The organism is Kitasatospora sp. NPDC056184, assembly GCF_042268405.1.
GTDB lineage: Bacteria > Actinomycetota > Actinomycetes > Streptomycetales > Streptomycetaceae > Kitasatospora.
In genome coordinates this window covers 417,662-441,257 of sequence record NZ_JBHJUI010000002.1, presented here as the reverse complement: position 1 = coordinate 441,257, position 23,596 = coordinate 417,662, and the positions used below count along the sequence as shown (strand labels likewise).

Genomic DNA, 23,596 nt, shown 5'->3' with positions numbered 1-23,596 from the left:
AACTGCCGCCGACATCGACTAACGTATCACCACATGGTGATGTCAGCGGAGAGTGATACCAAGAGCGCGGTGGACGTGCTGAAGGCCGTGGCCGATCCGCTGAGGATGCGGATCCTCACGCTGCTCGCCCGCGAGGCCCTGTGCACCAGCCACCTGGTCGAGGAGACCGGCGCCCGGCAGACCAACCTGTCCAACCACCTCAAGATCCTCCGCGAGGCCGGACTGGTCGACACCGAGCCCTGCGGCCGCTTCACCTACTACAAGCTCCGCCCCGATGCCCTGGACAGCGTCGTGGGCCTCCTCGGCGACCTCGCCTCCACCGCCCGCGCCACCGCGTGCGCCGACACGAAGAGGGCCTGCCCGTGACCCCGACCAGGACCACCGCGCCTCCGGACTCCCCCGAGGCCGGGCTGGTCGGCAAGCTCTCCTTCCTGGACCGCTTCCTCGCGGTGTGGATCCTGATCGCCATGGGCCTGGGCATCGGTCTCGGCCGCCTGATCCCCGGCCTGAACGACGTCCTCGCGAAGGTCGAGATCGGGGGCGTCTCCCTGCCGATCGCCGTCGGCCTGCTGGTCATGATGTACCCGGTGCTCGCGAAGGTCCGCTACGACCGCCTGCACACCGTCACCGGCGACCGGAAGCTGATGGCCTCCTCGCTGGTGATCAACTGGCTGGTCGGTCCGGCGGTGATGTTCGCGCTGGCCTGGATCTTCCTGCCCGACCTGCCCGAGTACCGCACCGGCCTGATCATCGTCGGCCTCGCCCGCTGCATCGCCATGGTCATCATCTGGAACGACCTCGCCTGCGGCGACCGCGAGGCCGCCGCCGTCCTGGTCGCGCTCAACTCCGTCTTCCAGGTCGTCGCGTTCGGCCTGCTCGGCTGGTTCTACCTCGACCTCCTGCCCGGCTGGCTGGGCCTGGCCCAGGACGACCTGCACTTCTCCGTCGGCAAGATCGTCGTCAACGTGCTGATCTTCCTCGGCATCCCGCTGCTGGCCGGGTTCCTCACCCGACGTCTGGGTGAGAAGAAGCTCGGCCGCGAGACCTACGAGCGGACGTTCCTGCCGAGGATCGGCCCCTGGGCGCTGTACGGACTTCTCTTCACGATCGTGATCCTCTTCGCCCTCCAGGGAAGAACCATCACCGACCGGCCTGGCGACGTCGCCCGCATCGCCCTGCCGCTGCTGGTCTACTTCGCGATCATGTGGTTCGGCACCTTCGCCCTCGGCAAGGCCATCGGCCTCGCCTACGACCGCACCGTCACCCTCGCCTTCACGGCCGCCGGCAACAACTTCGAACTCGCCATCGCCGTCGCCATCGCCACCTTCGGCGTCACCTCCGGCCAGGCCCTGTCCGGAGTCGTCGGCCCCCTCATCGAGGTCCCCGTCCTCATCGGCCTCGTGTACGTCTCCCTGGCCTGGCGGCGGCAGTTCACCACCCGGATCACCCCGGCGGTGGAGCCCTCCCGGTGACCTGCCTCCACCGCACACCCGCGCCCGCTGCCGGTGCCGGCCGGCAGCACGGCGCGGGCGTACCCGCAGCACACCGCAACGGCCGCCCGCCGATCGCCGGGGCGGGCCGGTGACCGGCCCCGACCGCAGCGTCCAGGTCCTCGTGATCGGCGGCGGTCAGGCCGGACTGGCCGCCGGCTACTACCTGCGGCGCGCCGGGCTCGACTTCGCGATCCTCGACTCCGCCCAGGCGCCGGGCGGCGCCTGGCGGCACTACTGGGAGAGCCTGCGGCTGTTCTCCCCCGCCGCCTACGCCTCACTGCCCGGCCGCCCGATGCCCCACCAGAGCGGGCACGACCACCCGGACGCGGCACACGTCGTCGACTACCTCACCGCGTACGAGAAGCGCTACGAGCTGCCCGTCCACCGCCCCGTCCATGTCCGCGCCGTGGAGGACACCGGCGACGGCGGCCTGCTGGCCCGCACCGACGACGGCACCTGGCACACCCGGGCGCTCATCAGCGCCACCGGCTCCTGGTCACGCCCGTTCGTCCCCGCCGTCCCCGGCCGGAAGACGTTCACCGGCCGGCAGCTGCACGCCCGCGACTACCGCCGCGCCGAGGACTTCACCGGGCAGCGGGTCGTCGTGGTCGGCGGCGGCAACTCCGGCGCCCAGATCGCCGCCGACCTCACCCCGCACGCCGATGCCGTGCGCTGGGTGACCCGCCGCCCCGCCCGCCTGCTGCCCGAGGAGATCGACGGCAGCGCCCTGTTCGAGATCGCCACCGGCCGCGTCCGGAACGGCGGCCCGCGCATCTCCGACCTCGGCGACATCGTCGCCGTCGAACCCGTCCGCCGGGCCCGCGCCGCCGCGCTGCTCCCCGACCACCGGATGTTCACCGCCCTCACCCCGCAGGGGCCGCTCCTCGCCGACGCCACCGTGTGGCCCGCGGACGCCGTCATCTGGTGCACCGGATTCCGCGCCGCCCTCCACCACCTGGCCCCGCTCGGCCTGCGCACGGGCGAGCGCGGCCGTATCGCCACCGACGGCACCCGAGCCGCCGCCGATCCGCGCGTGCACCTGCTCGGCTACGGCGACTGGACCGGCCCCGCCTCCGCCACCCTCATCGGTGTCGGCCGCACCGCCCGCGCAGCTGTGGCGCAGATCGGCGAGGCCCTGGGCGCGACCCCGACGCCGGACCGTCTCCCCGCATAGGCGGCGCCGGTCACGGCAGCGGTCCAGTGCGTGCGTGCCCCTCAGGGCGACGCGGGCAGCAGGGCAAAGGGCAGGAAGGCAGCAGTTCTTCCGCACGAGGCCCGAGAGAAGGGTGAGCACGAAGGAGCGGACCGTGGCACGCGGTCGCACCTGCTTGAACGGGCCCGCGATCCGGACCACGGCCTGGTCGAACACCGCCGGCCAACGGACGGCGTCAATGCTGCGGCCCGCGGCCACCGCGTGATCTTCAGGAGTTTGTACAACCCGGTGATCACGAGGTGGCCGTTGCCGTTCCCGCCCGGCCCCGGCGACACCCGTACAGCAGCCCGCCGCACACCGATCGGCGGGCTGCTGTACGGGCAGTGGAGCCCTGGGGGCATCAGCCCAGCGGCAGCTCCAACCGGGCCTCGCTCCCGCTCACGGAGCTGACCGTGGTGGTGGTGAGGGCGGGAAGGTCGGAGCCCGCGTAGGAGTACAGCGGGTCACGGCTGTTGACCACCAGGGCGAGCCGGTGGCCGGTCGGCAGGTCGTAGGAGGCGGCCTGGAGGGTCCAGCCGGCGGTGGTGTTGACGTTCGGGGTCAGGCCGGTGACCGTCAACGGCTCGTGGGTGATGATCCGGGCGGTGCCGTCCGGGGCGACGTCGTACAGGTAGGCGATCACGGTGGCGGCGTCGGTGCTGCTGCGCACGGTGAGCCGCACGGTGGCGGCGCCCCGGATCCGGCGGGCCACCTCGCCGGATCCGGTCAGCGGCTCGGTCGACCAGACCAGCAGCTGGCCGCGCTCGAAATTCGCCGGCTCGTACGACCTGGGGTTGCCGAACCACTCCTGCTGCCCGGTCTTGAGCAGCTCGCCCGCGACCGAGGAGGTCAGGGCGCCGGCCTCGAACTCCCGCGACCACCCGACGGTCGGCTTGTCGGTGAGCTTGCCGTCACCGGTGCCGTCGGCGCCGGTGAGGTACCAGGCCTCGCTGCCGGTGGTGACCTCGTCCCAGGACGCGTACGTCTCGCGGCGCGCGGGGACGGTGATCAGCTTGGTGCCGCCGGGGATGGCGACGGTCTGGTAGGTGAACATGCTCTGGCTGTTCACGGGCGTCCAGTTCGGCACGTCGTTGTCCGCACCGAGCAGGAAGTGGTCCAGCCACTCGTAGGCCTCCCGCGTCGGCACCGCCAGCCCGGGGAACGGCAGGCCGGTCACCAGCCCGGCCAGACCGGGGCCCTCGGGGGCGCCGTGATCGCCGATCCACAGGTTCAGCCGCTTCGGGACGGTGAGCCGCTCGAAGAGGTCGAGCACCGGGTTGACCGGGAACAGCGTCTCGTGCCAGGTGTTCGAGAGGAACGTCGGGATGCCCTGCGCGTTGGTCCGGTCGACGTGGGCCTCCGGGGAGCGCTCGGTGCCCCACTCGACCACCTCGTCGAGGTCCCGGCCGTTGAGGAAGTTCTTGAGGAGCCGCTGGGTTTCCTCGTCGAACTTCTCCTCCAGCGGGCCGCCGGTGAAGTCGATCAGCGCCTGCACGGCCGCCAGGTGCCGAGTGCCGTTGTTGTACAGGCTGGTGGCGAGGTTCCCCCAGGTGCTCAGCGCGACCACGGCGGAGACGCGACCGGCCGGGTCGTTCGCGGCGACCAACTGGCTGATCCCGGAACCGTAGGACTCGCCGAGGAAGCCGATCCGGCTGGGGTCGAGGGCCTCCTGCACGTAGTCGATCACCGACGAGCCGTCGGCCCAGTCGTTGGGCCCGGCCACGTCGACGAAGCCCTCGGAGGTCGACAGCCAGCCCTTGATGCCGATACCGCGCGGGGAGTAGGCCAGCACGTGGTAGCCGCGCTGCGCCAGCTTGAGGTAGGCGTGGAGGAAAGGCAGCCAGCCGTACGGGTTCCACCCGGCGGGCACGATCACCACGGGGTGCGGGGCGCCGTCCTTCAGCTTGATGCTGAACGCCGACAGCCGGACACCGTCGTTCGCGGTGATGCGGGGCAGTGCGACGGTGGCGATCCGCTGCACCTCGGCCACCAGCTCCGAGAGCTCCGGCGGGAGTTCGACGCCCTCCTGGCCCTGAAGAGAGGCGAGCAATGCCTGGGATACGTCAACGACAGCCTGGCTGACGCTGTGGCCCGGGCCCCAGATGCCGTTGGTGGCGATGTCGGTGAGCGTCGCTTCGGTGACCGACGGAGTCGTGTCACTGGTCATTCGGAACCACCTTCTCTGTGAACGGATGCCGATCGACATCATGATCAGATCAGAAGGTGAAGAGCTGACGTAGCGTCAATATTCACCAGAACCAGTGATGTTGCTGCGATATCTCCTCGCGCCGGTGTCACCTGCGCTATGCACTACGGGAACACGGCGCCCCACCGCTCCGCTCGCATCATTCTGGGCGGTCGGAGACCCGGCTCGCGGCCACCCGGCCCAGAACCCGCCCGTCGTCCTCGACGGCGACGAAGCGGTGCTCGGGCAGCCTCGCCGCGTCGAACGCCGTCCACGACGGGGCGACGGTCTCGAACGCGGCGTCTCCCCCGTCGGTCCCGGCCCGGCAGACCTCCAGCACCTGGTCGCCGCGGCCGGGCGCCATCGGCACCACGGCCAGTCCCCCACCCGCGCCCCGCACGCTTCCTCGCCCGGAGAGCGGAGGCGTCAGCCCGCCGCGGCGGCGAGCATGCCGGCCATGGCGGCCAGGACCCCGGGCTCGACCCGGTAGTAGACCCAGGTGCCTCGCCGCTCGCTGCTCAGCAGTCCGGCCTCGCGCAGCTTCTTGAGGTGGTGCGAGACGGTGGACTGCGAGACGCCGACGTCCTGGATGTCGCACACGCACGCCTCGCCGCCCTCGTGCGCCGCGACCCGGGAGAACAGCCGCAGCCGCACCGGATCGGCGAGCGCCTTGAACATCACGGCCATCCGGGCGGCGTCGGCCTCCGACAGGCCGGCCGAGGTGATCGGCGGGCAGCAGGGCGCGTCCTGAACCGGCTCCGCGAGGGGAAGCGTCTGCACGTTCGACATGCGTCAATATTGACATGCGTTGAATCAATGGGGAAGCCGGCCCGCCCAGGCCCCGGCAGGGCCGCGACGCGTCCCGATGCGGCCGGGGCGACCGACCGCACTGCCGCACCTGGACAACCCTCCGATCTATTTCGATGAATACCTATGTTGACGCTCATCAAAGCAAGTGCCATGCTGGCGACGCGAACAGGTCATCGACAAACGTCGAAGCAAAGGAGATCCTCGTGAACGCCTCGGCCGCCGGACAGCCCCTCCCCGTCGTCGTGATCGGTGCCGGCCCGATCGGCCTGGCCGCCGCCGCCCATCTGCTGGAGCGCGGCATCGAGCCACTGGTCCTGGAGGCGGGCCCGTCGGCCGCCACGGCGGTGCGCGGCTGGGCACACGTGCGCCTGTTCTCGCCGTGGGCCGAGGTCGTCGACCCGGCCGCCGAGAAGCTGCTCGCGCCGACCGGGTGGCTCCGCCCCGACGGCGCCGCCTACCCGTCCGGCCGCGACTGGGTGGAGCGGTACCTCCAGCCGCTCGCCGACGTGCTCGGCGAGCGCGTCCGCTACGGAGCGACGGTGACCGGGGTGGCCCGCGCCGGACGCGACCGCATCGTCGACTCCGGCCGCGAGGAGCAGCCCTTCACCGTCCACGTCGAGTCGGCGGACGGCCGGGAGGAGCGCGTCATCGCCCGCGCCGTCGTCGACGCCTCGGGCACCTGGGCCACCCCGAACCCGCTCGGCGCGAACGGCCTGCCCGCCCTCGGCGAGCGCGCGGCCGGCGGCCCCATCTCCTACCGCATCCCCGACCTGCGCGACCCCGCCGTGCGGGAGCGCTTCGCGGGCAAGCGCACCGCCGTGGTCGGCACCGGCGCCTCCGCGTTCACCGCCCTCGCCCACCTCGCCGACCTGGCCCAGGAGGAGGCCGGCACGCATGCCGTGTGGGTGCTGCGGCGCGGTATCACCGGCTCCACCTACGGCGGCGGCGAGGCCGACCAGCTGCCCGCCCGGGGCGCGCTCGGCCTGCGGGCCAAGAAGGCCGTCGACGACGGGCACGCCTCCGCCCTCACCGGATTCCGCACCGCCGCCGTCGAGACGGCCGGCGAGCAGCTGCTGCTGGTCGCCGAGGACGGACGCCGCAGCGAGCCCGTCGACCGGGTCGTCGTCCTCACCGGCCTGCGCCCCGACCTCTCCTTCCTCTCCGAGGTCCGCCTCGGCCTCGACGACCGCCTCCAGGCCCCCATCGCCCTCGCCCCGCTGATCGACCCCAACCAGCACTCCTGCGGCACCGTCTACCCGCACGGCGCGCACGAGCTCTCGCACCCCGAGAAGGACGCCTACCTGGTCGGCATGAAGAGCTACGGCCGCGCCCCGACCTTCCTCGCGATGACCGGCTACGAGCAGGTCCGCTCCGTCGCCGCCGCCCTCGCCGGGGACCACGAGGCCGCCGCCCGGGTCGAACTCACCCTCCCCGAGACCGGGGTGTGCGGCGGAGCCGGCCTCTTCGACGAGCCGGACGCCGCCCAGGGCGGCGCCGGCTGCTGCTCGACGACCCCGGCCGAGCCGCAGCTGATCACCCTGGGCACCACCGCGCCCGGAGCCTCGTGCTCCACCAGCGGCGGCGGGTGCTGACCACCCCCGGCGAGCACCGTGCGTGAGCTCTGCCCTGCCCGCCCTGTGCGTCGCCCGGATCACCGGCCGGGGCCTCCGCTACACGCCGGCCGATGTCCCCGCCGGCCGTCGGCACGGCGACTGGTCGTCACGGCGGCTGGTCGTCACGGCGCCTCGGGCGGTGTCCGGTTCCGGCGGCCCGCGATCAGCAGTGTCACGCGGGTGCGGGCGGCGGTCGCGGGTGTCATGGCGTCCGGACGGGGGTGGCGGCGGCCGCGGCGGGCACGGGGCCCTCGGGACGGTCGGCCCCGAGCCCGTCGGCGAGGTGGCGGGCCGTCGCGTTCCCCGGACGGGAACGGCCCGCCGCCGGCTCGCGCTACGTCAGCAGGAAGTCGTGGACCGCCTGCCGCCCGGCCGGGTTCTCGGCCCGGTTCTGCACCGAGTGGGCGGCCCCGGGGACGATCACGATCTGCGGGTGGTGCGCGAACTCCTCGTACTCGTCCATCAGTTCGCACGGTGTGGCGAGGTCCCGGTCGCCGCCGAGCAGCAGGACCGGCACGTCGGGCAGCCTGAGGTGGTCCGGCGGCGTCGGCGGGACCGGTTGGCGCGGCCAGTCGAGGCAGACCAGGAGGCTGCCGAGTCCGGTCGCGGTCGCCGGGTCGTAGGGCCAGGTCTGTTCGGCCGTCAGCCGCTTGCGGGTTCGCTCCAGGGCCGCCGGTCGGCCTTCGACGGGGGTGTCGGTGGTGCCCCAGGGGAAGTGCGAGTCGGCGCACACGGTGGCGGAGTGCAGGCCCTGGCTGAGTTCCTCGGCCGTGGCGGTGTCGACCTCCCGGTGGACGAGGTCGAAGAACTCCTGGAGCTTCGCGGGCCGCCCGGCGGCGGCCTCATGGAGGATCTCCGGGACCGGACCGTAGTCGGGGTCCACGAACTCGTAGCCGGTGAGCGCGCTGAGGATCTGCGCCCCGTTGCCGTAGCGGCGGACGGTGGCGGCGAGGTCTTCGGCCGGGTCGGTGGTGCAGCCGGTGGCCCGGCAGGCGGTGCGCAGGATCCGGGCGGTGGCGGGCAGCGCGGCCAGGTCGAGGGGGTCCATGCCCTGTCGGGGCGTCACCGAGTCGAGGACCAGCCGGGCCACGCGGGTGGGGTGGGCGAGGGCGTAGCGTTGGGCGGTGAAGGTGCCGTAGGAGACGCCGTCCAGGGTGAGGCGGCGAGCGCCGAGGGCGCGGCGGAGTAGGTCGATGTCGGCGACGGTGTCGGCGGTGCTGTAGTGGCGGGCGTCGGGGCCGAGGGCGGTGGCGCAGTCGGCGATCGACGGCCGGCGGGGGACGGCGAGGTCGGAGGAGCCCATGTCCTCCTGGAGGTCGGGGCACTGGAGGGCGCCTTCGCCGGTGCCGCGCTGGTCGAACATGACGAGGCGGTAGTCCTTGAGGACGGGTTCCAGGCTGCTTGCCGTCCGTTTCATTGCCGGGACGCCGGGCTGGCCGGGGCCGCCGGTGAGGAACAGCAGGTCGCCCCTGGGCGCCGCGGTGTTGCCGGTGACGGCGACCCGGAGGTCGAGGGTGCCGGGGGTGGCGCCGCTGTGGTCGAGAGGGACGGTGAGGGTCCCGCAGAGGAACTCGGGCGCGTCCGGGCAGGGCGCCTGCCCGGTGATCCCACCGCCGGCCCCGGCTGCTTCGGCCGCTGCGGTCGGGGCGGCGAGGGTGGTGGCGGCGATCACCGCAGCGGCACCGGCCAGAGCGGCGGCGCGGCCGCGTGTGCGCGTGCGTGTCATGTTCGTCCTCCCGATCGCGCCGCGCCCGTACCGGCGCGGCCACGGAAGCAGCGTGCGCCCCGGGACCCGTCGACGGCGCACGTACGGGACGGGACTCGGCCGGGGACCACCCGACGGAACCCGGACGGCCCGCACGGCGGACGGAACCGTCCTCGCTGGACGGGCGACTGGACGCGGGCTTCGCCTGGTACCAGCTGCTGACGACCGGCAGCCGCCTCGGGACCACGTCGTCCTGAACCAGCACCGCCTCATGCGGGCCCGGCGATCCGGGCGCGCAGGAGGCGACCCGGCCCGTGCCCGAGGAACAGGACGGCCGGACCACGTCTCCCCCGCCGTCGCAGCCCGGACGGGGCTAGTGTGGATCACCCCAGGCAACGGAGCCCACCACGCAGGAACTCGTCGGGCGGCTCACCGCTCTCGACCCCGAGGTGAGCAGATCGTCTCGCGCTGGCTCAAGCCGCAGGTAGCAGGAACCGGAGACCGGAGCATGAAGATCTACGTCGCCCACGTGTTCGTCGACGACCAGGCCAAGGCCGAGCGCTTCTACACCGAGGTGCTGGGCTTCGTGAAGAAGAACGACATCCCGCTCGGCGGCGGCGCCCGGTGGCTGACCGTGGTCTCGCCCGAGAACCCCGAGGGCGCCGAGCTGCTGCTGGAGCCCTCCGGCCACCCCGCGGTCCCCCCGTACAAGGAGGCGCTGGTCAAGGACGGCATCCCGGCCACCTCCTTCGAGGTCGAGGACGTCCATGAGGAGGCCGCCCGGCTCCGCGAGCGGGGTGTCGTCTTCACGCAGGAGCCGGCCGTCATGGGTCCGGTCACCACGGCCGTGTTCGACGACACCTGCGGCAACCTCGTCCAGATCGTCCACCACAACCGCCCGTAGCGCTTTCGCGCGACTCCCCCGACCCGCCGGGAGGCCCTGCCGCCGTTGCGGCGGCCGGACCGCCGGCCCGGCGGTGTCACTGCCGTCTGCTTCGATGACCGGGACAGACGGCGACACCGTTCGAAGGAGACCTTGTGGGCACGTGGGGCAGCGGGAACTTCGAGAGCGACACGGCTCTCGACCACCTGTCGATCGTCATCGACCGGCTCGTCACCGAGGTCGCCCAGGCGATGGCGGGCGATCCCGTCGAGCTCGAACCCGACGAGTACTGGGGCGTCGCCGTGCCGTGCAACCTGGAGCTGCTGTACACCCTCGTCCAGTCCGGCCACAGCGCCCACCACCTGCCGGAGGCCCACGTGATCACGCAGTGGAAGGCGGCGTTCATGGCCGTCTGGGAGCGGACCATCGACGGCCTGGAGCCCGTCCCGGGGTTCAAGGAGGAACGCCGGTCGGTGCTGAACCGCACGTTCGACCAGCTGGCCGAGGCCTCCGCCCGGGACGCGGCGGCCGATTGAGCGAGCCCGGGCGGTAGCGGACCGCCCCGGACAGCAGGGAGACCGGGCCGGCGGCGACACCTTCCGCCGGCCTCGGCCCGGCTCCCCGGAATAGGGGACGGCGGCTCCCTCGTTCCCAACAGTCGATCAGAAACACGGCGGACCGCGTTCTGTCGGCCCCGTGCCGCAGACTGAGGCCGAACACCCGGCAGACCGAAGGATGAGCCCCATGACCGACCGGCCCCTGACCCTGATGGCCGTGCACGCCCACCCCGACGACGAGGCCACCGGTACGGGTGGTGTGCTCGCCCGCTACGCGGCCGAGGGCATCCGGACGGTGCTCGTCACCTGTACCGACGGCGCCTGCGGAGACGGCCCGGGAGGAGTCAAGCCCGGCGAGGCCGGACACGATCCGGCGGCCGTCGCCGCGATGCGCCGTCAGGAGCTGCAGGCCAGCTGCGAGGTCCTCGATGTCGGCCACCTCGAAATGCTCGACTACGGGGACTCCGGGATGATGGGCTGGGCCACCAACGACGCCCCCGGCTCGTTCTGGACGACACCGGTGGACGAGGCGGCCGCCCGCCTCGCCGACCTGATACGGCAGTACCGGCCCGACGTCGTCGTGACCTACGACGAGAACGGCTTCTACGGCCACCCCGACCACATCCAGGCCAACCGCATCACGTCGAGGGCGCTGGAGCTGGCCGGCACGGCGCCGAAGCTGTACTGGACGACAGCCCCTCGCTCGATGATGGCGCGGTTCGGGGAGGTCATGCGCGAGCTCGGCGCGGACTGGGAGGAGCCGGGCGCCGAGGAGGCGGGCGCCGAGGCGTCGGGCGCCGAGGCGTCGGAGATGCCCGAGATCGGCCTCCCCGACGAGGAGATCACCACCTGGGTGGACACCACCGGGTTCGGCGGCCAGAAGTTCGACGCCCTGGCCGCGCACGCCAGCCAGGGCGAGAACATCTTCTTCCTGAAGATGGGCAAGGAGAAGTTCACCGAGCTGATGGGTGTGGAGACCTTCGTCCGGGTCCACGACACCACCGGCGCGGAGCTTCCCGAGAACGATCTCTTCGCCGGCCTGCGCTGAGCAGCCCCGCCCGCCCGGCCCGCCCCGCGGGCCGGGCGGGTGAGCACCCGGCCTTCCGGGCGAGCCGGTCGGGAGCGCGGGTCTCGGTGGGGACGCTGTCGTCGTAGCCGTGCAGGCGCACGTCCTCCTCGCCGAGGACGAGGTACTCCTCCCCCTCTAGGCTGCCGCCACCGACTGGGGGAAGGCGAAGACGCCGTCGGGGTCGTAGCGGCCGGCCACCGCCTGGAGCCGGGGCAGGTTCCGGCCGTAGTAGGCGCGGCCCCAGCGGGGCAGTGTGGCGTCGATGTAGTTGACGTAGGCGCCGAGCGCGCCGAGGTCGGCGAGCCCGTCGCGGATCGCGTCCACGGTGGCGCGGGCCCGGTCCTCGGTCGCCGGGGTGGCGCCGGCGTAGACCTGGGCGCTGGCGAGCGACTCGCGGTGCGGGAAGGCGGTGGCGCTGGGGGCGAGCTCGCCGATCGCGCCGCCCAGCGAGTCGAGCAGCAGGTCGACCCCGGTGCGGCCGGCCATCAGTTCGGTGACCCTCGCCGGGTCCAGTGGCACCGGGCCCAGCATCCGGGAGACCGCGACGAAGCCGGCCCGAGGGAGCCTGCCGCCCTCCGAGACGGGGTGGCACTGGGCGATGGTGTCGTTCGAGCAGCCCGCCATGAACTTCATGGCGCCGAGGTAGTCCCTCGGGGAGACGGTGCGCGAGGTCGGGGCGGTACCGGCGGCCTCCACCAGTTGGTCGATCAAGGGGGCAGCGCCGCCCGGGCCGCCCACGTAGCAGCCGACGACCCGGCAGCTGGGCGGGGTGCCACCCGATATCTGGCAGCTGGCCCACAGCTCGTCCGGCGCCCCGTCCACCCACTCCTGCCAGGCCCCGAGCACCTCGGTCACCGAGCCGGCCGGGAAGCGGAGCACGAAGACGGTCAGATCGGGCGCGGGGGCGGTGTCGAAGCTGAACCGCGTGACCACGCCGAAGTTGCCGCCGCCCCCGCCGCGCAGCGCCCAGTACAGGTCGGGCTCCTCGACGGGCGAGGCGGTGAGCAGGGACGAGTCGGCGGTCACCACCTCGGCGGCGACGAGCCGGTCGCAGGTGAGCCCGTACTTGCGGGCCAACACGCCGATGCCGCCGCCGAGGGTCAGCCCGGCGACCCCGACGGTGGGGCAGCTGCCGGCCGGGAGCAGCCGGCCGGCCTGGGCGAGCGCCGCGTACACCTCGATCAGGCGGGCACCGGCGCCGACCTCGGCGGTGCCGTCGGGGTGCACCACGACGTCGGCCATCCCCCGCAGGTCGATCACCAGGCCCCGGTCGGGGATGCTGTAGCCCAGGTAGCCGTGGCCGCCGCTGCGGGCCGCGATCGGGAGCCCGTGCCCGCGCGCCACGTCCAGGCAGGCCCGCACGTCGTCGGCCGACACGCACTGGGCCACGGCGGCGGGGAACTGGCCGTCGTTCAGCTCGTTGTACCCGAGGCGGGCGGTCCCGTAGCCGGGGTCGGGCGGGAGCACCAGCCGGCTGCCCAGGCGATCGCGCAGCGCCTGCCAGTCGGGGGGCGCCGCCGCCCAGCCGCGATGGCGGGCCGGGAAGGCGGTGAGTGCGCGGGCGGGGGTGCCGGCGACGGCCGTCGCCGTGGCGGCGGCGCCGAGGGTGGTGAGGAAGCGTCGGCGGTCGATGGTCATGGGTGCTGCGCCCTTCTCCCGGCGGCCGGATGCCGTGTGCGGACGACGCACGGCACGCGGCGGTCGGCGTGCAGGTTGTGCTGTCCCGCCGATCGTCACGCGGTCGCGGCCCCCGGGCCTGCGGGGCTGCGCCTTCCGGCGGAGCGGCGAGCCGGGGGTGGACGGGGCGCGGCGGGCGTCGGTGGACCGGCCGGGTCCGCCGGCACCGCGAACACCGACCCGCGTCGGCCGCCGGGGTGCACTCGGCGGGCACCGGGGATTCGGCGGCTGGGTGCGGTCGTCGAGGACGACGTACGGCCCGGGCGGGACTCCGGCGGAGTCGGCCGGTGGTGCCGTTGCCGGGCTCCCACCCGACAGAAGCCGGTCGGCGTCGGCGAAAGCCGCGCTCAGTGCTCTTTCGGCGGGTGCGACTTGGTCGGCCGACGCCGACGGGGACCCTGCTCCTGCACGGTCCGCCAATGCGATCTGACCTGCTCGACCAGGTCGTGCCACTCCCGGCGGACTTCGTCGTCGGGCGGGCGCTCACCACGGCGGATGCGGCCCAGCTCGTCGTGGACCTCGCGTCCGAGTGCCGCGGATCCGACGACGGCGACCATCGCCCCGAACAATCCCGAGAGCATCGCGAAGACCGCGCCCACCGCACCGTACCGGCCGGCGTAGGAACTGAACAGACGCGGCAGGTAGACGGCCGCACCGACCGAGTAGAGCGCCGTCACCACAGCGGCGGTGGCACCGAACGGCACCAGGTCACGCGGGGCGATCCGCTTCGCGGACAGCACCCGCCCGCTCCACACCAGGAAGGCCCCGGTCAGCGGTGCCACCAGGAGGTCCGCCGCCCAGTCGTGCCATCGGCGGCCGACGGCCGCGTGCACCCAACCGCTTCCCACCGCGTAGGCCGCCAGGCCGAGGATCCACCGCAGCCCGTTCGGCGTGTTGCGGACGCTGAGCGGTCTGAGCTCCCAGGTCTGCTCGAACAGCCGTTGCGCGGCCCGGGCGAAGCCCAGCGTCGAGATCAGCAGGAACAGAGCACTGAAGACGTCCCCGCCCACGTCCGTGTCGGCCGACGGCGACAGGACCTCCTGGACCGCCTCCGCGCCGCCCCCGGTGAGTCCGTACCGCTCGACGACGCGATCGGCGACGTTGGTGTCCCCGAGGCCCGCCAGCAGGGTGCCGCAGAGGAGCGCCAGCGGGATCGCCGCGGTCAGCGCGGCGGAGGCCAGCGCCATGGCGCGGTCGAACCCCACGATCGTCTGGAACCGCTTGGCGACGCGCAGCCCGAAGGCCGGACGTAGCCAGAACGTCATCGATCCGATGACGAGCTCACGGCTGAGCCGAGCCGTCTCGACCTCCGGTTCCTCGACACTGACGACCCCGGGAGCCTAGCCCGACGCGCCGTCACCGCCCGGCTCCGACACGACCCCCGTCGGTCGGCCACGAGCGTCCCGCGCGAAACCCCTACCCGTTCGCCGGGACCACGCGACCGATGGGCGGATGCCCGCTTGCGCGGCGGACACGGTCGGACCCGACTGGTGTCAATGGCGCTCGGCGGACGACGCGCGAGTGTCGCCGCCGTTCTCCTTCCGCCGGCGAAGGCGAAGGCGAAGGGGGCGGTGCGGGGCACGCACCGCCGTGTACGCGGGTCCTGTCCCTCCCCGGGTGCGGGGAGGGACAGGACCGGTGGGCGGGGTCAGGGGGTGGTGAGGCCGAACCAGTACTGGAAGGTGTCGAGGAGGGTGTTGAGCGTGTTGAGGGGGTCGATGGTGCCGCTGGTGACGGTGAGGGAGCCGTCGGCGAGGAGCTGGTCGGGGGTGGCGGCGGCGATGGCGAGCCGGTTGAGTCCCTCGCGGGTGATGTCGTAGACGGCGTCGGCGGTGGCGGGTTCGAGGGTGCCGGGGTACTGGACGAGGACGCCGTTGCGCACACGCAGGGTGTAGGTGGTGGGGTCGTCCGGGATGCCGTCGGTGACGGTGAGGCCGATGGTCAGGGGCCGGCCGGCGGCGTTCGGTCCGTTGAGGCGGATGCCGAGGTAGTCGAAGAGCATGTCCAGCGGCATCGCGGCGAGGACCGGCGGGGTGATGATCTGCGGGGAGGGCAGCGTGACGGGGCTGTCCGCCGGGCGAACGCGCAGCTCGTTGGCGGCCGCGAGGTAGAAGTTGCGCCAGGGGCCGCTCTCGGCCTGGTAGCCGAGCTGTTCGAGGATGTCGGCCTGGAGGCCGCGGGCGCCGGTGTTCGTGGGGTCGGCGAAGACCACGTGGGTGAGGAGTTCGGCGGCGAACCGGTAGTCCTGGGCGGTCTTGGCGTTGTCGAAGGTCGCCCGGGCGATGTCCACGACCTTGTCCGCGCCGCCGAAGGCGTCGACGTACCGGGCTCCGGCCTCCTCGGGCGGCAGGGTGTGCAGGTGCGCGGCGTTGCCGTCGTACCAGCCGAGGTAGCGCTGGTAGACGGCCTTGGAGTCGTGGTTGACGGTGCCGTAGTAGCCCCGGTTGAACCACTGCCCGGCCAGCGAGTCCGGTACGGCGCCGTCGAGCTCCTCGCCGATCTCCGTCATGGTCCGGCCGTGGTTGGCCAACCGCAGCGACTGGTCGTGCAGGTAGCGGTACAGGTCGGCCTGCGAGGTGAGGAACGAGCGGACCGTCTGCGGCTGCTCCTCGCTGTTCCAGCGGGGCCAGAAGTGGGAGGCGAACAGGGAGTCGGAGCGGTCGGCGTACCAGTCCGCGGACTGGATCAGGAACTCCGACCACGCCTTGGCGTCGCGGACCTGGGCGCCGCGCAGGCTGTAGAGGTTGTGGAGGGTGGGAGTGGCGTTCTCGGCCATGCACAGGGAGCGGATGTCGGGGAGGTAGAAGTTGAGTTCGGCCGGGGCCTCGGTGCCGGGGGTGAGCTGGAACTCGATGTTCACCGGTCCGAAGGTGTGGACGGTGCCAGGGGCGGCGAGGTCGGAGGTGACCGTGAAGGTCGGGGCGAGCAGTCCCGAGGTGCCCAGGGAGTTGGCCTTGCCGAGGCCGGCGTCCACCTGGCCCTGCGCGGAGCGCTCCAGCAGGGAGCCGTACATGAACTGGGCGCGGCGCTGCATGGCGTTGCCCGCGTAGACGTTCTCACTGACGGCGTGCTCCAGGAAGCCGTCGGGGGCGATGATCTCGACGCCGGCAGGCGGGGTCCGGTCGTCCCACAGGCCCAGCACGCCGCCGTAGTGGTCGAGGTGGGAGTGGGTGAAGATCACCGCGCGGATCACCCGGTCGTCGCCCCGGTGCTCGCGGTAGAGGGCGAGCGCGGCGGCGGCGGTCTCCTCGCTGATGAGGGGGTCGACGACGACGATCTCCCGGGAGGTTCCGCTGGGGTCCTCCAGGAAGGTGATGTTGGACAGGTCCAGGCCCCGGACCTGGTAGACGGCGTTCTCGACGACCTCGAACAGGCCCGCGTTCATGTTCAGCAGGGCGTTGCGCCACAGGCTCGGGTTGACGGTGTCCGGGGCCTGGCCGGTCAGGAACTGGAACGGTGCCAGCGACCAGGCGGGCACCGGGCCACCGCCCTCCTTCTCGACGGTGAAGTCGGCGGGCAGCGCGGCGACCAGGCCCCGGGAGGCGAACGCGGCCTCGGCGTCGGCGTCCGGGTCGGGCACCACGACGGCGGCGTTCAAGTCCCTCGTCAGGGAAGTGGCGGGCTGGGTCTGGGCGCGGTCGGGAAGAGCCACGGGCTTTCCACACCTTTCGTCGACTGGACGGGGCGGCCGGTACGGCACGGGGGTGAGGGGTGAGGGGCAGGCGGTTCGACGTCGCAGCACGACGGACGAACCGGCCTCACCCTCGACCCGTGAACACGTTACGTAGCGGTCCGGGTACACACGGTACGGACGGGGTGGCGGCTCCTGAAGTCCTGTTCCGGACAACCGGCCGACGAAATCGGCCGACCGGGCCTCGGCCGGCGCACCGTCCGCCCGCATCTCACCGACGGGAACACCCTCCCGTCATCCACGCAGCGGCTCCGGCAGGAGCGGGATCCGGGCAGGTCGCGGGAGATACGGCCAGGACGCCCCGGCCTCACGGGACGGCGGACGGTCAGCTGTGGCCGACGATGACGGAGATGCCCCACCCGATCGACGCGAGCACCACCGCGAAGAGCAGTCCGGCCAGGGTGCGGGCGGCCGGTCCGGCGGTGGCCCGCCCGCCCGCCGAGCCGCCGGCGGGGCCGGGCGGGTTGAGCAGCCGCAGGCCTACGGCGAACAGCGCCGGCAGGCCGGCGCCGGTGAGCAGGCCCACCACGACGATCCTCCACACCGCGTCCAGGTTGATCCAGGAGTTCACGGGGCCACCTCGTCCCTGACAGGCTCCGGGACCACCGAACCCGTCCACGCGGCATTGACGTTGTCCGCGGTCACCGCCGCATAGCGGGAGGCGGCGAAGAAGGCTCCCGACGCGAGTACGAGCACCACGAAGATCACCACCACGCCGGCCGTCCCGCCGATCCCGTTCGCGACCCGGTACGCCGCCGCACCGACCAGCGCGGCGGCCGGCAGGGTGAGCAGCCAGGCCGTCACCATCCGGCGGGCGAGCTGCCAGCGCACCTCGGCGCCCTTCCACCCGACCCCCGAGCCCAGGATCGATCCGGTGGCCACGTGCGTGGTGGAGAGCGAGTAGCCGAAGTCGGTGGAACAGAGGATCACGGCGGCCGAGGCCGACTCCGCGGCCATGCCCTGCGGCGGCGCGATCTCCACCAGCCCCTTGCCCAGGGCACGGATCACCCGCCAGCCGCCGGCGTACGTGCCCAGGGCGATGGCCAGCGCGCAGGAGACGATCACCCAGTCCGGGGCCTTCGCCCCGGGCTGGAGGTTGCCGTTGGCGATCAGGGCGAGGGTGATGACGCCCATCGTCTTCTGCGCGTCGTTGGTGCCGTGGGCGAGCGACACCATGGAGGCCGAGCCGATCTGGCCCAGCCGGAACCCGCGCTCGCGCGGGCGTTCGGACACGTCCTGGGTGATGCGGGCGACCAGCAGGGTGCCGACCACGGCCACCATGCCGGCGATGAACGGCGACAGCGCCGCCGGCACGATCACCTTGGAGACCAGGCCCTGCCACTTGACGGCCGAGGAACCCGCCGCGGCCACGGTCGCCCCGATCATCCCGCCGATCAGCGCGTGCGAGGAGCTGGAGGGGATCCCGAGGTACCAGGTGGCCAGGTTCCACAGGATGCTCCCCGTCAGACCGGCGCAGACCACGGTCAGCGTCACCTCGCCGCTGGAGACCAGGCCGTTGGCGATGGTCGCCGCCACGGCGGTCGACAGGAAGGCGCCGACCAGGTTCAGCACCGCCGAAACGGCGACCGCGACGCGCGGCGGCAGGGCCCCGGTGACGATCGAGGTCGCCATCGCGTTGCCGGTGTCGTGGAAGCCGTTGGTGAAGTCGAAGCCCAGCGCCGTGACGACCATCAGCACCAGGACCGCGTCGTTGCCGGTCACGCACCGAACCTAGCCCGCACGCCGAGGCCTTCCCGGTCCCGCGACGCCCCGGCACACCGAACGACGAAGGCCCGCCATCCGATCGGCCCAACACCGCGCACACGTCACGGCCCCGAGCAGAGCGCGGGAGGCGTGCGCGCCCACTTCCCGGACCGGTCGAGCGGTCCGCCCGTGGACGACGCCGCCGGGGCCGCGCTCCGCCGGATCCGGGCGCTTCACGCCGCACCGCCCGGCCACCGCCCGGCGCACGATCTGCGTACTGCCGCCGGATTCGTCGGCGGGCCCGGCCCGCCGGGGAAGTCAGGTGAGCGGCAGCAGCATGAGGGGCTGCCCGGTGGGGCGGTCCGAGCCTCCGGACGGTTCCTCGGTCACGCCGACCCCGACGGCGCCGGCGATGCTCCCGGTGAGCAGCAACTGCCCGTTGCCCGCGGGCAGCAGACCGGCCGGCCGCATCGTGCCGGCGTCGTCGAACCACAGCTCGTAGGCGCGTCCCTGGGGCAGGGCGGGCATGCCGGTGACGAGGAACGCCGCCTGCCCGCGGCCGGGCGACCACACCACGGTGGCGGCGGCCGGGCCGGCGGCCGAAGTGGCGGTGCGCGCGTCCGGAGCGGACAGCAGGCTCGCGACGGCCGCCTGCTGGTCGCGCAGCCGGCTCGCCTGGGCCAGGGCCCGGTTCGCCCGTTCGTGCTGCTGCACCGCGAGCGCTCCGGACCCTGCGGCCAGGGCCAGGCACGCTGCCAGCGCCACTTTGGGCCACTGCCGTCCCGGGCGCGACGAACGCCGCGGTGGCACGACGGGCGTGGTCGTCGGCGGGAGCTGCCGGACGTGGCCGATGCCCCGCAGCACCCGTGCCCTGAGCTCGGGCGACGGCTCCACCGTCTCCGCGGCTCCCAGCCGGGCCAGGGCCGCCCGGAACTCGGCGACCTCCTGTGCGCAGGCCGGGCACTGGACGAGGTGGCCTTCGAACGCGGCGCGCTCCCCTTCCGGCAGCGCGTGCGCCGCGTACGCGCCGGTGAGGGTGTGCAGATCGGGTGCCGCGTTCATGATCCCGCTCCCAGGCAGTCGCGCAGGCGGATCAGGCCGTCCCGCATCCGGGTCTTGACGGTGCCGAGCGGGGTTCCCAGCAGCTCGGCGACCTCGGGGTAGGTGTACCCCCGGTAGTACGCCAGGGTCACGGATTCGCGCTGGAGTTCCGTCAGCGACCGCAGGCACCGGCGGACCTGCTCGCGCTCCAGCCGGCCCTCGACCTGCTCGGCGACCTCGTCGAACGCGGGGACGTGCGACCGGGCGGCCGCCATGTGGTCCCGGTCGGCGGCGGCCTGCGCGGCCCGGACCCGGTCCACCGCGCGCCGATGGGCCATGGTCAGCACCCAGGCCATCACCTCACCGCGCTGCGGCTCGTACCGGGCCGCGGTGCGCCACAGCTCGAACATCACCTCCTGGGTGACCTCCTCCGACTGCGCCGGATCCCGCAGCACCCGCAGCACGAGTCCCAGCACCGGGCCGGCCACCGCGTCGTACAGCCGGGCGAACGCGTCCTGGTCGCCGAGCGCCGTCCTGGCCACCAGCTCCTGCAGGTCCGGACCGCGGAACCGGGGAGCGGGCAGCCGCACGACGCCGTTCACCCGCGCCGCCTTCCCCGGCCGGTGCCGGATCCGGACGGCCGCGGCCGTCCGAGCCTGCCGTACGGACGGCAGCAACGCATGAGAACCTCCTGGTTCGGGTAGCGGGCACGGACCGGCCGATCGGGATTCACCACAGCCGGCCGTACGGACCGCACGTCGAGCCCGGTCCGGGGACCGGCACCGGCCGTCGCGGTCCGGGGGGAAGGCACGGCGCGGTCTCCTGATCGGTGTGGGGCGCGCGCCCGGCGGGACCCGGGGGGTGTCGGTTTCCGTACCGCCGGGCGCGCGCCTGTCCAGGGGGTCAGACCATGAGCAGAGCGGGGCCGGCGGCCTTGTCGACGGGCAGGAAGTCGTCGGGGACGGGGTACCGACCGAGCACGTAGGTGAGGATCGCGGCGTGCATGGCCTCGACCGGAGCGATACTGGCCGCGGTGGCGATGCCGGCGGCGCCGGTGACGCTGTAGGTCGCGAAGAGGTACGTCTGGGCGGCCTGCTCCTCCAACCGGAGCGCGAGCTCGGCGACGTCGCCGACGGAGGCGGCCCTGCCGAGCGCGGCCAGGGTGTCCGGCTGGTTGGACAGCGGCACGTCGGTGATCGCGGGCACGCCTGCGCCGGTGAGGACGGCGTTCCAGGCCTTGGCGTGGTCGGCGTGCTGGGCCATCGCGGTGGTCACGAATGTCGCGACCGCCGGGGGAACGGAACCGAGCCTGCCGGCCTGCGCAGCGTCGAGCGCGGCCCGGTAGGCGCCGACCGCCTGGTTCTCCAGCGCGGTGGCCAGCGCCACCACCCGCAGGTCTCCGGTGTACTGCCCGGCCGCCGGGGCCGGGCCCGGCGCGGTGGCGGCGGGACTTCCGGGGGCGGGGTTGGTGCGGCTCCTGCTGCTGGAGCACGCGGTGAGGACGAGACCGGCGGCGGCCCCGCCCGCGCCGAGCAGGAAGCGGCGCCGCCCGGCGTCGGCCGGCCCGGTGGCGCGGATCTCCGGGACCAGGTCGCGGGCGGTGGCCCGCATGACCGGAAGGGTGGTTCGGTGGGCCTCGTCCATCTCGCGAGTCAGACGGGTGAGTTCGGCCTCGCCGATGGCGGGCTCCCAGCTGCGGTCGGTGGTCACTGTACGGCCCCTTCGGCGATCGGGGAGGCGTTGTCGGTCCGGTGGAAGGCGTCGGGGAAGCCCACGCCGCCGGCCGCGGCGGGCAGCTTCGCCGGGTCGACCGGGATGGCGACCAGGTCGGCGGCGTTGCCCGCCAGCAGCGCCTGTACGGCCAGCAGGACGGCGCGGTGCTGGGCCTCGACCGGGGCGACGGAGGCGAACAGCCTGCGCAGGTCCGCGTTGCCCACCTGGCCGACGTTCCTGGTGTAGGTCTGGGCGGCGACGTCCTCCAGCGTGATGGCGAGCGCCACCACGTCCGCCGAAGTCTTGACGGTGGGCAGTGCCTGGTCGACGACGGCCTTGTACTTCGGGTCGGGGTCGTGCTGCGCCGTGCCGCCGGCGGCGGTCGCGGCGGCGTTGAAGGCCTTGGCGTGGGCCTGGTGCTGCTCGGTGGTCCTGGCGATGAACGCGGCGACCGTCCTGTTGCCGTCCTTGATGAACGGCAGTCCGGCGGCGGTCCGGTAGACGGCCACCGCCAGGTTCTCGATCGACGCGGCGGTCTGCAGCGCCCGGATGTCGTCCCCGGACGCCGTCGCCGACGGGGAGGCCACCGCCCGGGTCCGACCGGCCAGGCCGACCGCTCCCGCCAGGCCGGCGGGCGCGGTGCCGCGCTGCCACCAGCGGCGCGCCGGCGCGGCGCCCTGCCCGAAGTCGGTCAGCGCGGCGCGGGTGACCCGCAGCGCGTCGCTGTTCAAGTCCTCTGACTGCTCGGTGAGTTCTTCCAGCAGCCGGGTGTCGATGTGCTCGCTGGCCATCATGTCCCGTCTCGGCTCCTCGGCCCGGCCGAACGCCGGACCGCTTCCTCCCGGCCTTCGGCACCCTCCCCGCCCCGGCTTGGTCACCGGGCCCGAACGGACGGCGATTCGCCCGCGAGGGTGAGTTCACCGCGACACGGTTGACGGCAGGCCCCGGTTCCCCGCCCCGCCCACGCCGGCACGCCTCCCCGAACGGCACCCGCAGCAGGGGAGGAGACTCCCGGGGCCGGTCCGGAGGGATTCCCCCCGGACCGGCACCCGCCGGAATCCCTCAACGCCATCCCGTCTCGGATCCGTGCAGGCCGTCAGTGGCGCCACCTGCCCCGTGATCTCCCCATCACCCTCCGACCACCGCTCCTCGGGGACCGACCTGTTTTCGCCGGTGCTTCCCGGCACCCGGGTGATAGAAACTCAAGCAGTTCTCATCGCCGCGGCAGTTGACTGGAGCCGTAACCGCGATCCGGTCAACTCCCCCTCCCCGCAAAGGAAGCGATCACATGATACGTCCGTTGCGCGCCCTCGGCCTGGCCGTCCTCCTCACGGCCGTGTCCCTCACCGCGGCTCCGTCCGCAGGCGCCGCCCCCGCTCAGGCCCCCGCCGCGGGCACGCGGTCGCTCACGCCCGTCGGGGGCGGCACGGGGATCATCTTCCGGCTGAACCCGACGCCCGAGGCCCCCACGAGCTGGTACCTCTGTACCCTCACCGCCGTCGGCCGCGACGCGGCGGGCAACCTGGTGGGCCTGACCAACGCCCACTGCCTCATCGACGCGCAGGGCACCAAGCTGGTCGGCGAGCAGATCTACCGGGACACCTCGCCGGCGGGGACGGCCCTCGCCCCGGCCGACGTCAACGCCAGCCGCCCCGACCTGGAGACGGGGGCGATCGGCACGGTGACGTACGTCAGTACGCCCAACAACCTGCTCAGCACCGGACCCAAGGGCCTGGACTACGCGGTGATCAAGCTGGACGAGAGCCGGGTCGCCCCCACCGCCACCGTGGGCTCGGTGACCATCACGTCGATCGGGGCGCCGCCCGCCAACGGGACCCGGATGTGCAAGCAGGGCCACCGGACCGGCCTCACCTGCGGCATCAAGCTGGGCACCAACGGAATCTGGTTCACCCACCTCGTCTTCACCAACTCCGGCGACTCCGGCTCCCCCGTCGTGGACGGCCAGACCCTGGTCGGCAACGCGTTCGGCGCCCAGCACAGTTCGCCGATCCTGAGCATCATCGACGAAATGAACGCCGTCGGCGGAGTCGGGGCCGGCTTCCACCTCGCGACGACCTGAACCACGCCGGAGTCCACCGGCCGGCCCGTGTCCCGCGAGCACCGCAGCTGTCGCGATCGGCCGGCGCCGCGGCGACAAGCGCGGGCAGCGGGCAGCGGGCAGCACGCCACGCACGCCAGGGCCGCCAAGGCGTCCGGAGGAGCCCGAACGATCCCGACGATCATCCCAGGTGCCGGCCAGCAC

The 23,596-nt window shown here is 73.3% G+C and carries 21 protein-coding genes; 8 read left to right on the top strand and 13 right to left on the bottom strand.

Going from position 1 to position 23,596, the window contains the following annotated elements; all coding sequences use genetic code 11:
* The first annotated feature begins 33 nt into the window (after positions 1 to 33).
* The 3 genes from ACFC0B_RS06925 (at position 34) to ACFC0B_RS06915 (ending at position 2,667) form a co-directional block, all read left to right on the top strand.
* Entirely contained in the window at positions 34 to 366 is a 333-nt protein-coding gene (locus ACFC0B_RS06925) for an ArsR/SmtB family transcription factor (RefSeq protein WP_376083297.1), read from the top strand.
* Complete coding sequence (gene arsB / locus ACFC0B_RS06920) at positions 363 to 1,472, top strand: ACR3 family arsenite efflux transporter (protein WP_376083295.1); 1,110 nt, start codon at positions 363 to 365, stop codon at positions 1,470 to 1,472. The genes ACFC0B_RS06925 and arsB overlap by 4 nt, the downstream gene beginning before the upstream one ends.
* Positions 1,473 to 1,581: 109 nt before the next feature.
* Positions 1,582 to 2,667 carry an ArsO family NAD(P)H-dependent flavin-containing monooxygenase gene (locus ACFC0B_RS06915; protein WP_376083292.1) on the top strand — a complete coding sequence of 362 codons (1,086 nt, stop codon included), beginning with the start codon at positions 1,582 to 1,584 and terminating at the stop codon, positions 2,665 to 2,667.
* Positions 2,668 to 3,046: 379 nt separating this feature from the next.
* Here the strand turns inward: ACFC0B_RS06915 and ACFC0B_RS06910 are convergent, their stop codons facing one another.
* From ACFC0B_RS06910 to ACFC0B_RS06900, 3 genes are all read right to left on the bottom strand, one after another.
* A complete protein-coding gene (locus ACFC0B_RS06910; RefSeq protein ID WP_376083289.1) occupies positions 3,047 to 4,852 on the bottom strand; it encodes an alpha/beta fold hydrolase in 1,806 nt (601 codons plus the stop codon).
* 178 nt (positions 4,853 to 5,030) lie between these two features.
* Entirely contained in the window at positions 5,031 to 5,270 is a 240-nt protein-coding gene (locus ACFC0B_RS06905) for a hypothetical protein (RefSeq protein WP_376083286.1), read from the bottom strand.
* A gap of 26 nt (positions 5,271 to 5,296) precedes the next feature.
* A complete protein-coding gene (locus ACFC0B_RS06900) occupies positions 5,297 to 5,659 on the bottom strand; it encodes a metalloregulator ArsR/SmtB family transcription factor (RefSeq protein WP_376083283.1) in 363 nt (120 codons plus the stop codon).
* Positions 5,660 to 5,883: 224 nt separating this feature from the next.
* Between ACFC0B_RS06900 and ACFC0B_RS06895 the strand changes: the two genes are divergently transcribed.
* On the top strand, positions 5,884 to 7,272 hold the full coding sequence (locus ACFC0B_RS06895) for an NAD(P)-binding domain-containing protein (RefSeq protein WP_376083281.1): 1,389 nt from the start codon (positions 5,884 to 5,886) through the stop codon (positions 7,270 to 7,272).
* A 355-nt stretch (positions 7,273 to 7,627) separates the two neighbouring features.
* Here ACFC0B_RS06895 and ACFC0B_RS06890 read toward each other — a convergent pair whose 3' ends face one another.
* Complete coding sequence (locus tag ACFC0B_RS06890; protein WP_376083279.1) at positions 7,628 to 9,019, bottom strand: alpha/beta fold hydrolase; 1,392 nt, start codon at positions 9,017 to 9,019, stop codon at positions 7,628 to 7,630.
* 487 nt (positions 9,020 to 9,506) lie between these two features.
* On the opposite strand from ACFC0B_RS06890, the gene ACFC0B_RS06885 reads away from it, so the two are divergent.
* From ACFC0B_RS06885 to ACFC0B_RS06875, 3 genes are all read left to right on the top strand, one after another.
* Entirely contained in the window at positions 9,507 to 9,902 is a 396-nt protein-coding gene (locus tag ACFC0B_RS06885) for a VOC family protein (protein ID WP_376083276.1), read from the top strand.
* 134 nt (positions 9,903 to 10,036) lie between these two features.
* Positions 10,037 to 10,417 (top strand): DUF4259 domain-containing protein, encoded by a 381-nt coding sequence (locus ACFC0B_RS06880; protein WP_376083274.1) that lies wholly within the window; start codon positions 10,037 to 10,039, stop codon positions 10,415 to 10,417.
* A 208-nt stretch (positions 10,418 to 10,625) separates the two neighbouring features.
* Positions 10,626 to 11,486, top strand: coding sequence for a PIG-L family deacetylase (locus ACFC0B_RS06875; protein ID WP_376083271.1), 861 nt, complete (start codon positions 10,626 to 10,628; stop codon positions 11,484 to 11,486).
* A gap of 156 nt (positions 11,487 to 11,642) precedes the next feature.
* On the opposite strand, the gene ACFC0B_RS06870 is transcribed toward ACFC0B_RS06875, so the two are convergent.
* From ACFC0B_RS06870 to ACFC0B_RS06830, 9 genes are all read right to left on the bottom strand, one after another.
* Complete coding sequence (locus ACFC0B_RS06870) at positions 11,643 to 13,145, bottom strand: FAD-binding oxidoreductase (protein WP_376083268.1); 1,503 nt, start codon at positions 13,143 to 13,145, stop codon at positions 11,643 to 11,645.
* Between the two features lie 386 nt (positions 13,146 to 13,531).
* A complete protein-coding gene (locus ACFC0B_RS06865) occupies positions 13,532 to 14,449 on the bottom strand; it encodes a hypothetical protein (RefSeq protein ID WP_376083265.1) in 918 nt (305 codons plus the stop codon).
* Positions 14,450 to 14,832: 383 nt separating this feature from the next.
* A complete protein-coding gene (locus tag ACFC0B_RS06860; protein WP_376083263.1) occupies positions 14,833 to 16,836 on the bottom strand; it encodes an alkyl/aryl-sulfatase in 2,004 nt (667 codons plus the stop codon).
* 364 nt (positions 16,837 to 17,200) lie between these two features.
* Positions 17,201 to 17,446 (bottom strand): hypothetical protein, encoded by a 246-nt coding sequence (locus ACFC0B_RS06855; RefSeq protein ID WP_376083261.1) that lies wholly within the window; start codon positions 17,444 to 17,446, stop codon positions 17,201 to 17,203.
* On the bottom strand, positions 17,443 to 18,597 hold the full coding sequence (locus ACFC0B_RS06850) for an anion permease (RefSeq protein ID WP_376083259.1): 1,155 nt from the start codon (positions 18,595 to 18,597) through the stop codon (positions 17,443 to 17,445). Before ACFC0B_RS06850 ends, ACFC0B_RS06855 begins: the two co-directional genes overlap by 4 nt.
* A gap of 300 nt (positions 18,598 to 18,897) precedes the next feature.
* Entirely contained in the window at positions 18,898 to 19,641 is a 744-nt protein-coding gene (locus ACFC0B_RS06845) for an anti-sigma factor domain-containing protein (protein ID WP_376083257.1), read from the bottom strand.
* Positions 19,638 to 20,222, bottom strand: a complete 585-nt coding sequence (gene sigK / locus ACFC0B_RS06840) for an ECF RNA polymerase sigma factor SigK (RefSeq protein WP_376083255.1) — start codon at positions 20,220 to 20,222, stop codon at positions 19,638 to 19,640. The genes ACFC0B_RS06845 and sigK overlap by 4 nt, the downstream gene beginning before the upstream one ends.
* Before the next feature lie 301 nt (positions 20,223 to 20,523).
* Positions 20,524 to 21,330, bottom strand: coding sequence for a ferritin-like domain-containing protein (locus ACFC0B_RS06835; RefSeq protein WP_376083252.1), 807 nt, complete (start codon positions 21,328 to 21,330; stop codon positions 20,524 to 20,526).
* Positions 21,327 to 22,127 carry a ferritin-like domain-containing protein gene (locus tag ACFC0B_RS06830; protein WP_376083250.1) on the bottom strand — a complete coding sequence of 267 codons (801 nt, stop codon included), beginning with the start codon at positions 22,125 to 22,127 and terminating at the stop codon, positions 21,327 to 21,329. The genes ACFC0B_RS06835 and ACFC0B_RS06830 overlap by 4 nt, the downstream gene beginning before the upstream one ends.
* A gap of 494 nt (positions 22,128 to 22,621) precedes the next feature.
* Here ACFC0B_RS06830 and ACFC0B_RS06825 point away from each other — a divergent pair, with 494 nt between their 5' ends.
* Positions 22,622 to 23,413, top strand: a complete 792-nt coding sequence (locus tag ACFC0B_RS06825) for a trypsin-like peptidase domain-containing protein (protein WP_376083247.1) — start codon at positions 22,622 to 22,624, stop codon at positions 23,411 to 23,413.
* The last annotated feature ends 183 nt before the right edge of the window (positions 23,414 to 23,596 follow it).

Bases quoted from the DNA above. Each gene is read 5' to 3' on its own strand.
- ACFC0B_RS06845 (WP_376083257.1), bottom strand. From the start codon at position 19,641: ATGAACGCGGCACCCGATCTGCACACCCTCACCGGCGCGTACGCGGCG.
- ACFC0B_RS06870 (WP_376083268.1), bottom strand. From the start codon at position 13,145: ATGACCATCGACCGCCGACGCTTCCTCACCACCCTCGGCGCCGCCGCC.
- ACFC0B_RS06890 (WP_376083279.1), bottom strand. From the start codon at position 9,019: ATGACACGCACGCGCACACGCGGCCGCGCCGCCGCTCTGGCCGGTGCC.
- ACFC0B_RS06865 (WP_376083265.1), bottom strand. From the start codon at position 14,449: ATGACGTTCTGGCTACGTCCGGCCTTCGGGCTGCGCGTCGCCAAGCGG.
- ACFC0B_RS06885 (WP_376083276.1), top strand. From the start codon at position 9,507: ATGAAGATCTACGTCGCCCACGTGTTCGTCGACGACCAGGCCAAGGCC.
- ACFC0B_RS06830 (WP_376083250.1), bottom strand. From the start codon at position 22,127: ATGATGGCCAGCGAGCACATCGACACCCGGCTGCTGGAAGAACTCACC.
- ACFC0B_RS06875 (WP_376083271.1), top strand. From the start codon at position 10,626: ATGACCGACCGGCCCCTGACCCTGATGGCCGTGCACGCCCACCCCGAC.
- ACFC0B_RS06900 (WP_376083283.1), bottom strand. From the start codon at position 5,659: ATGTCGAACGTGCAGACGCTTCCCCTCGCGGAGCCGGTTCAGGACGCG.
- ACFC0B_RS06910 (WP_376083289.1), bottom strand. From the start codon at position 4,852: ATGACCAGTGACACGACTCCGTCGGTCACCGAAGCGACGCTCACCGAC.
- ACFC0B_RS06825 (WP_376083247.1), top strand. From the start codon at position 22,622: ATGATACGTCCGTTGCGCGCCCTCGGCCTGGCCGTCCTCCTCACGGCC.
- ACFC0B_RS06925 (WP_376083297.1), top strand. From the start codon at position 34: ATGGTGATGTCAGCGGAGAGTGATACCAAGAGCGCGGTGGACGTGCTG.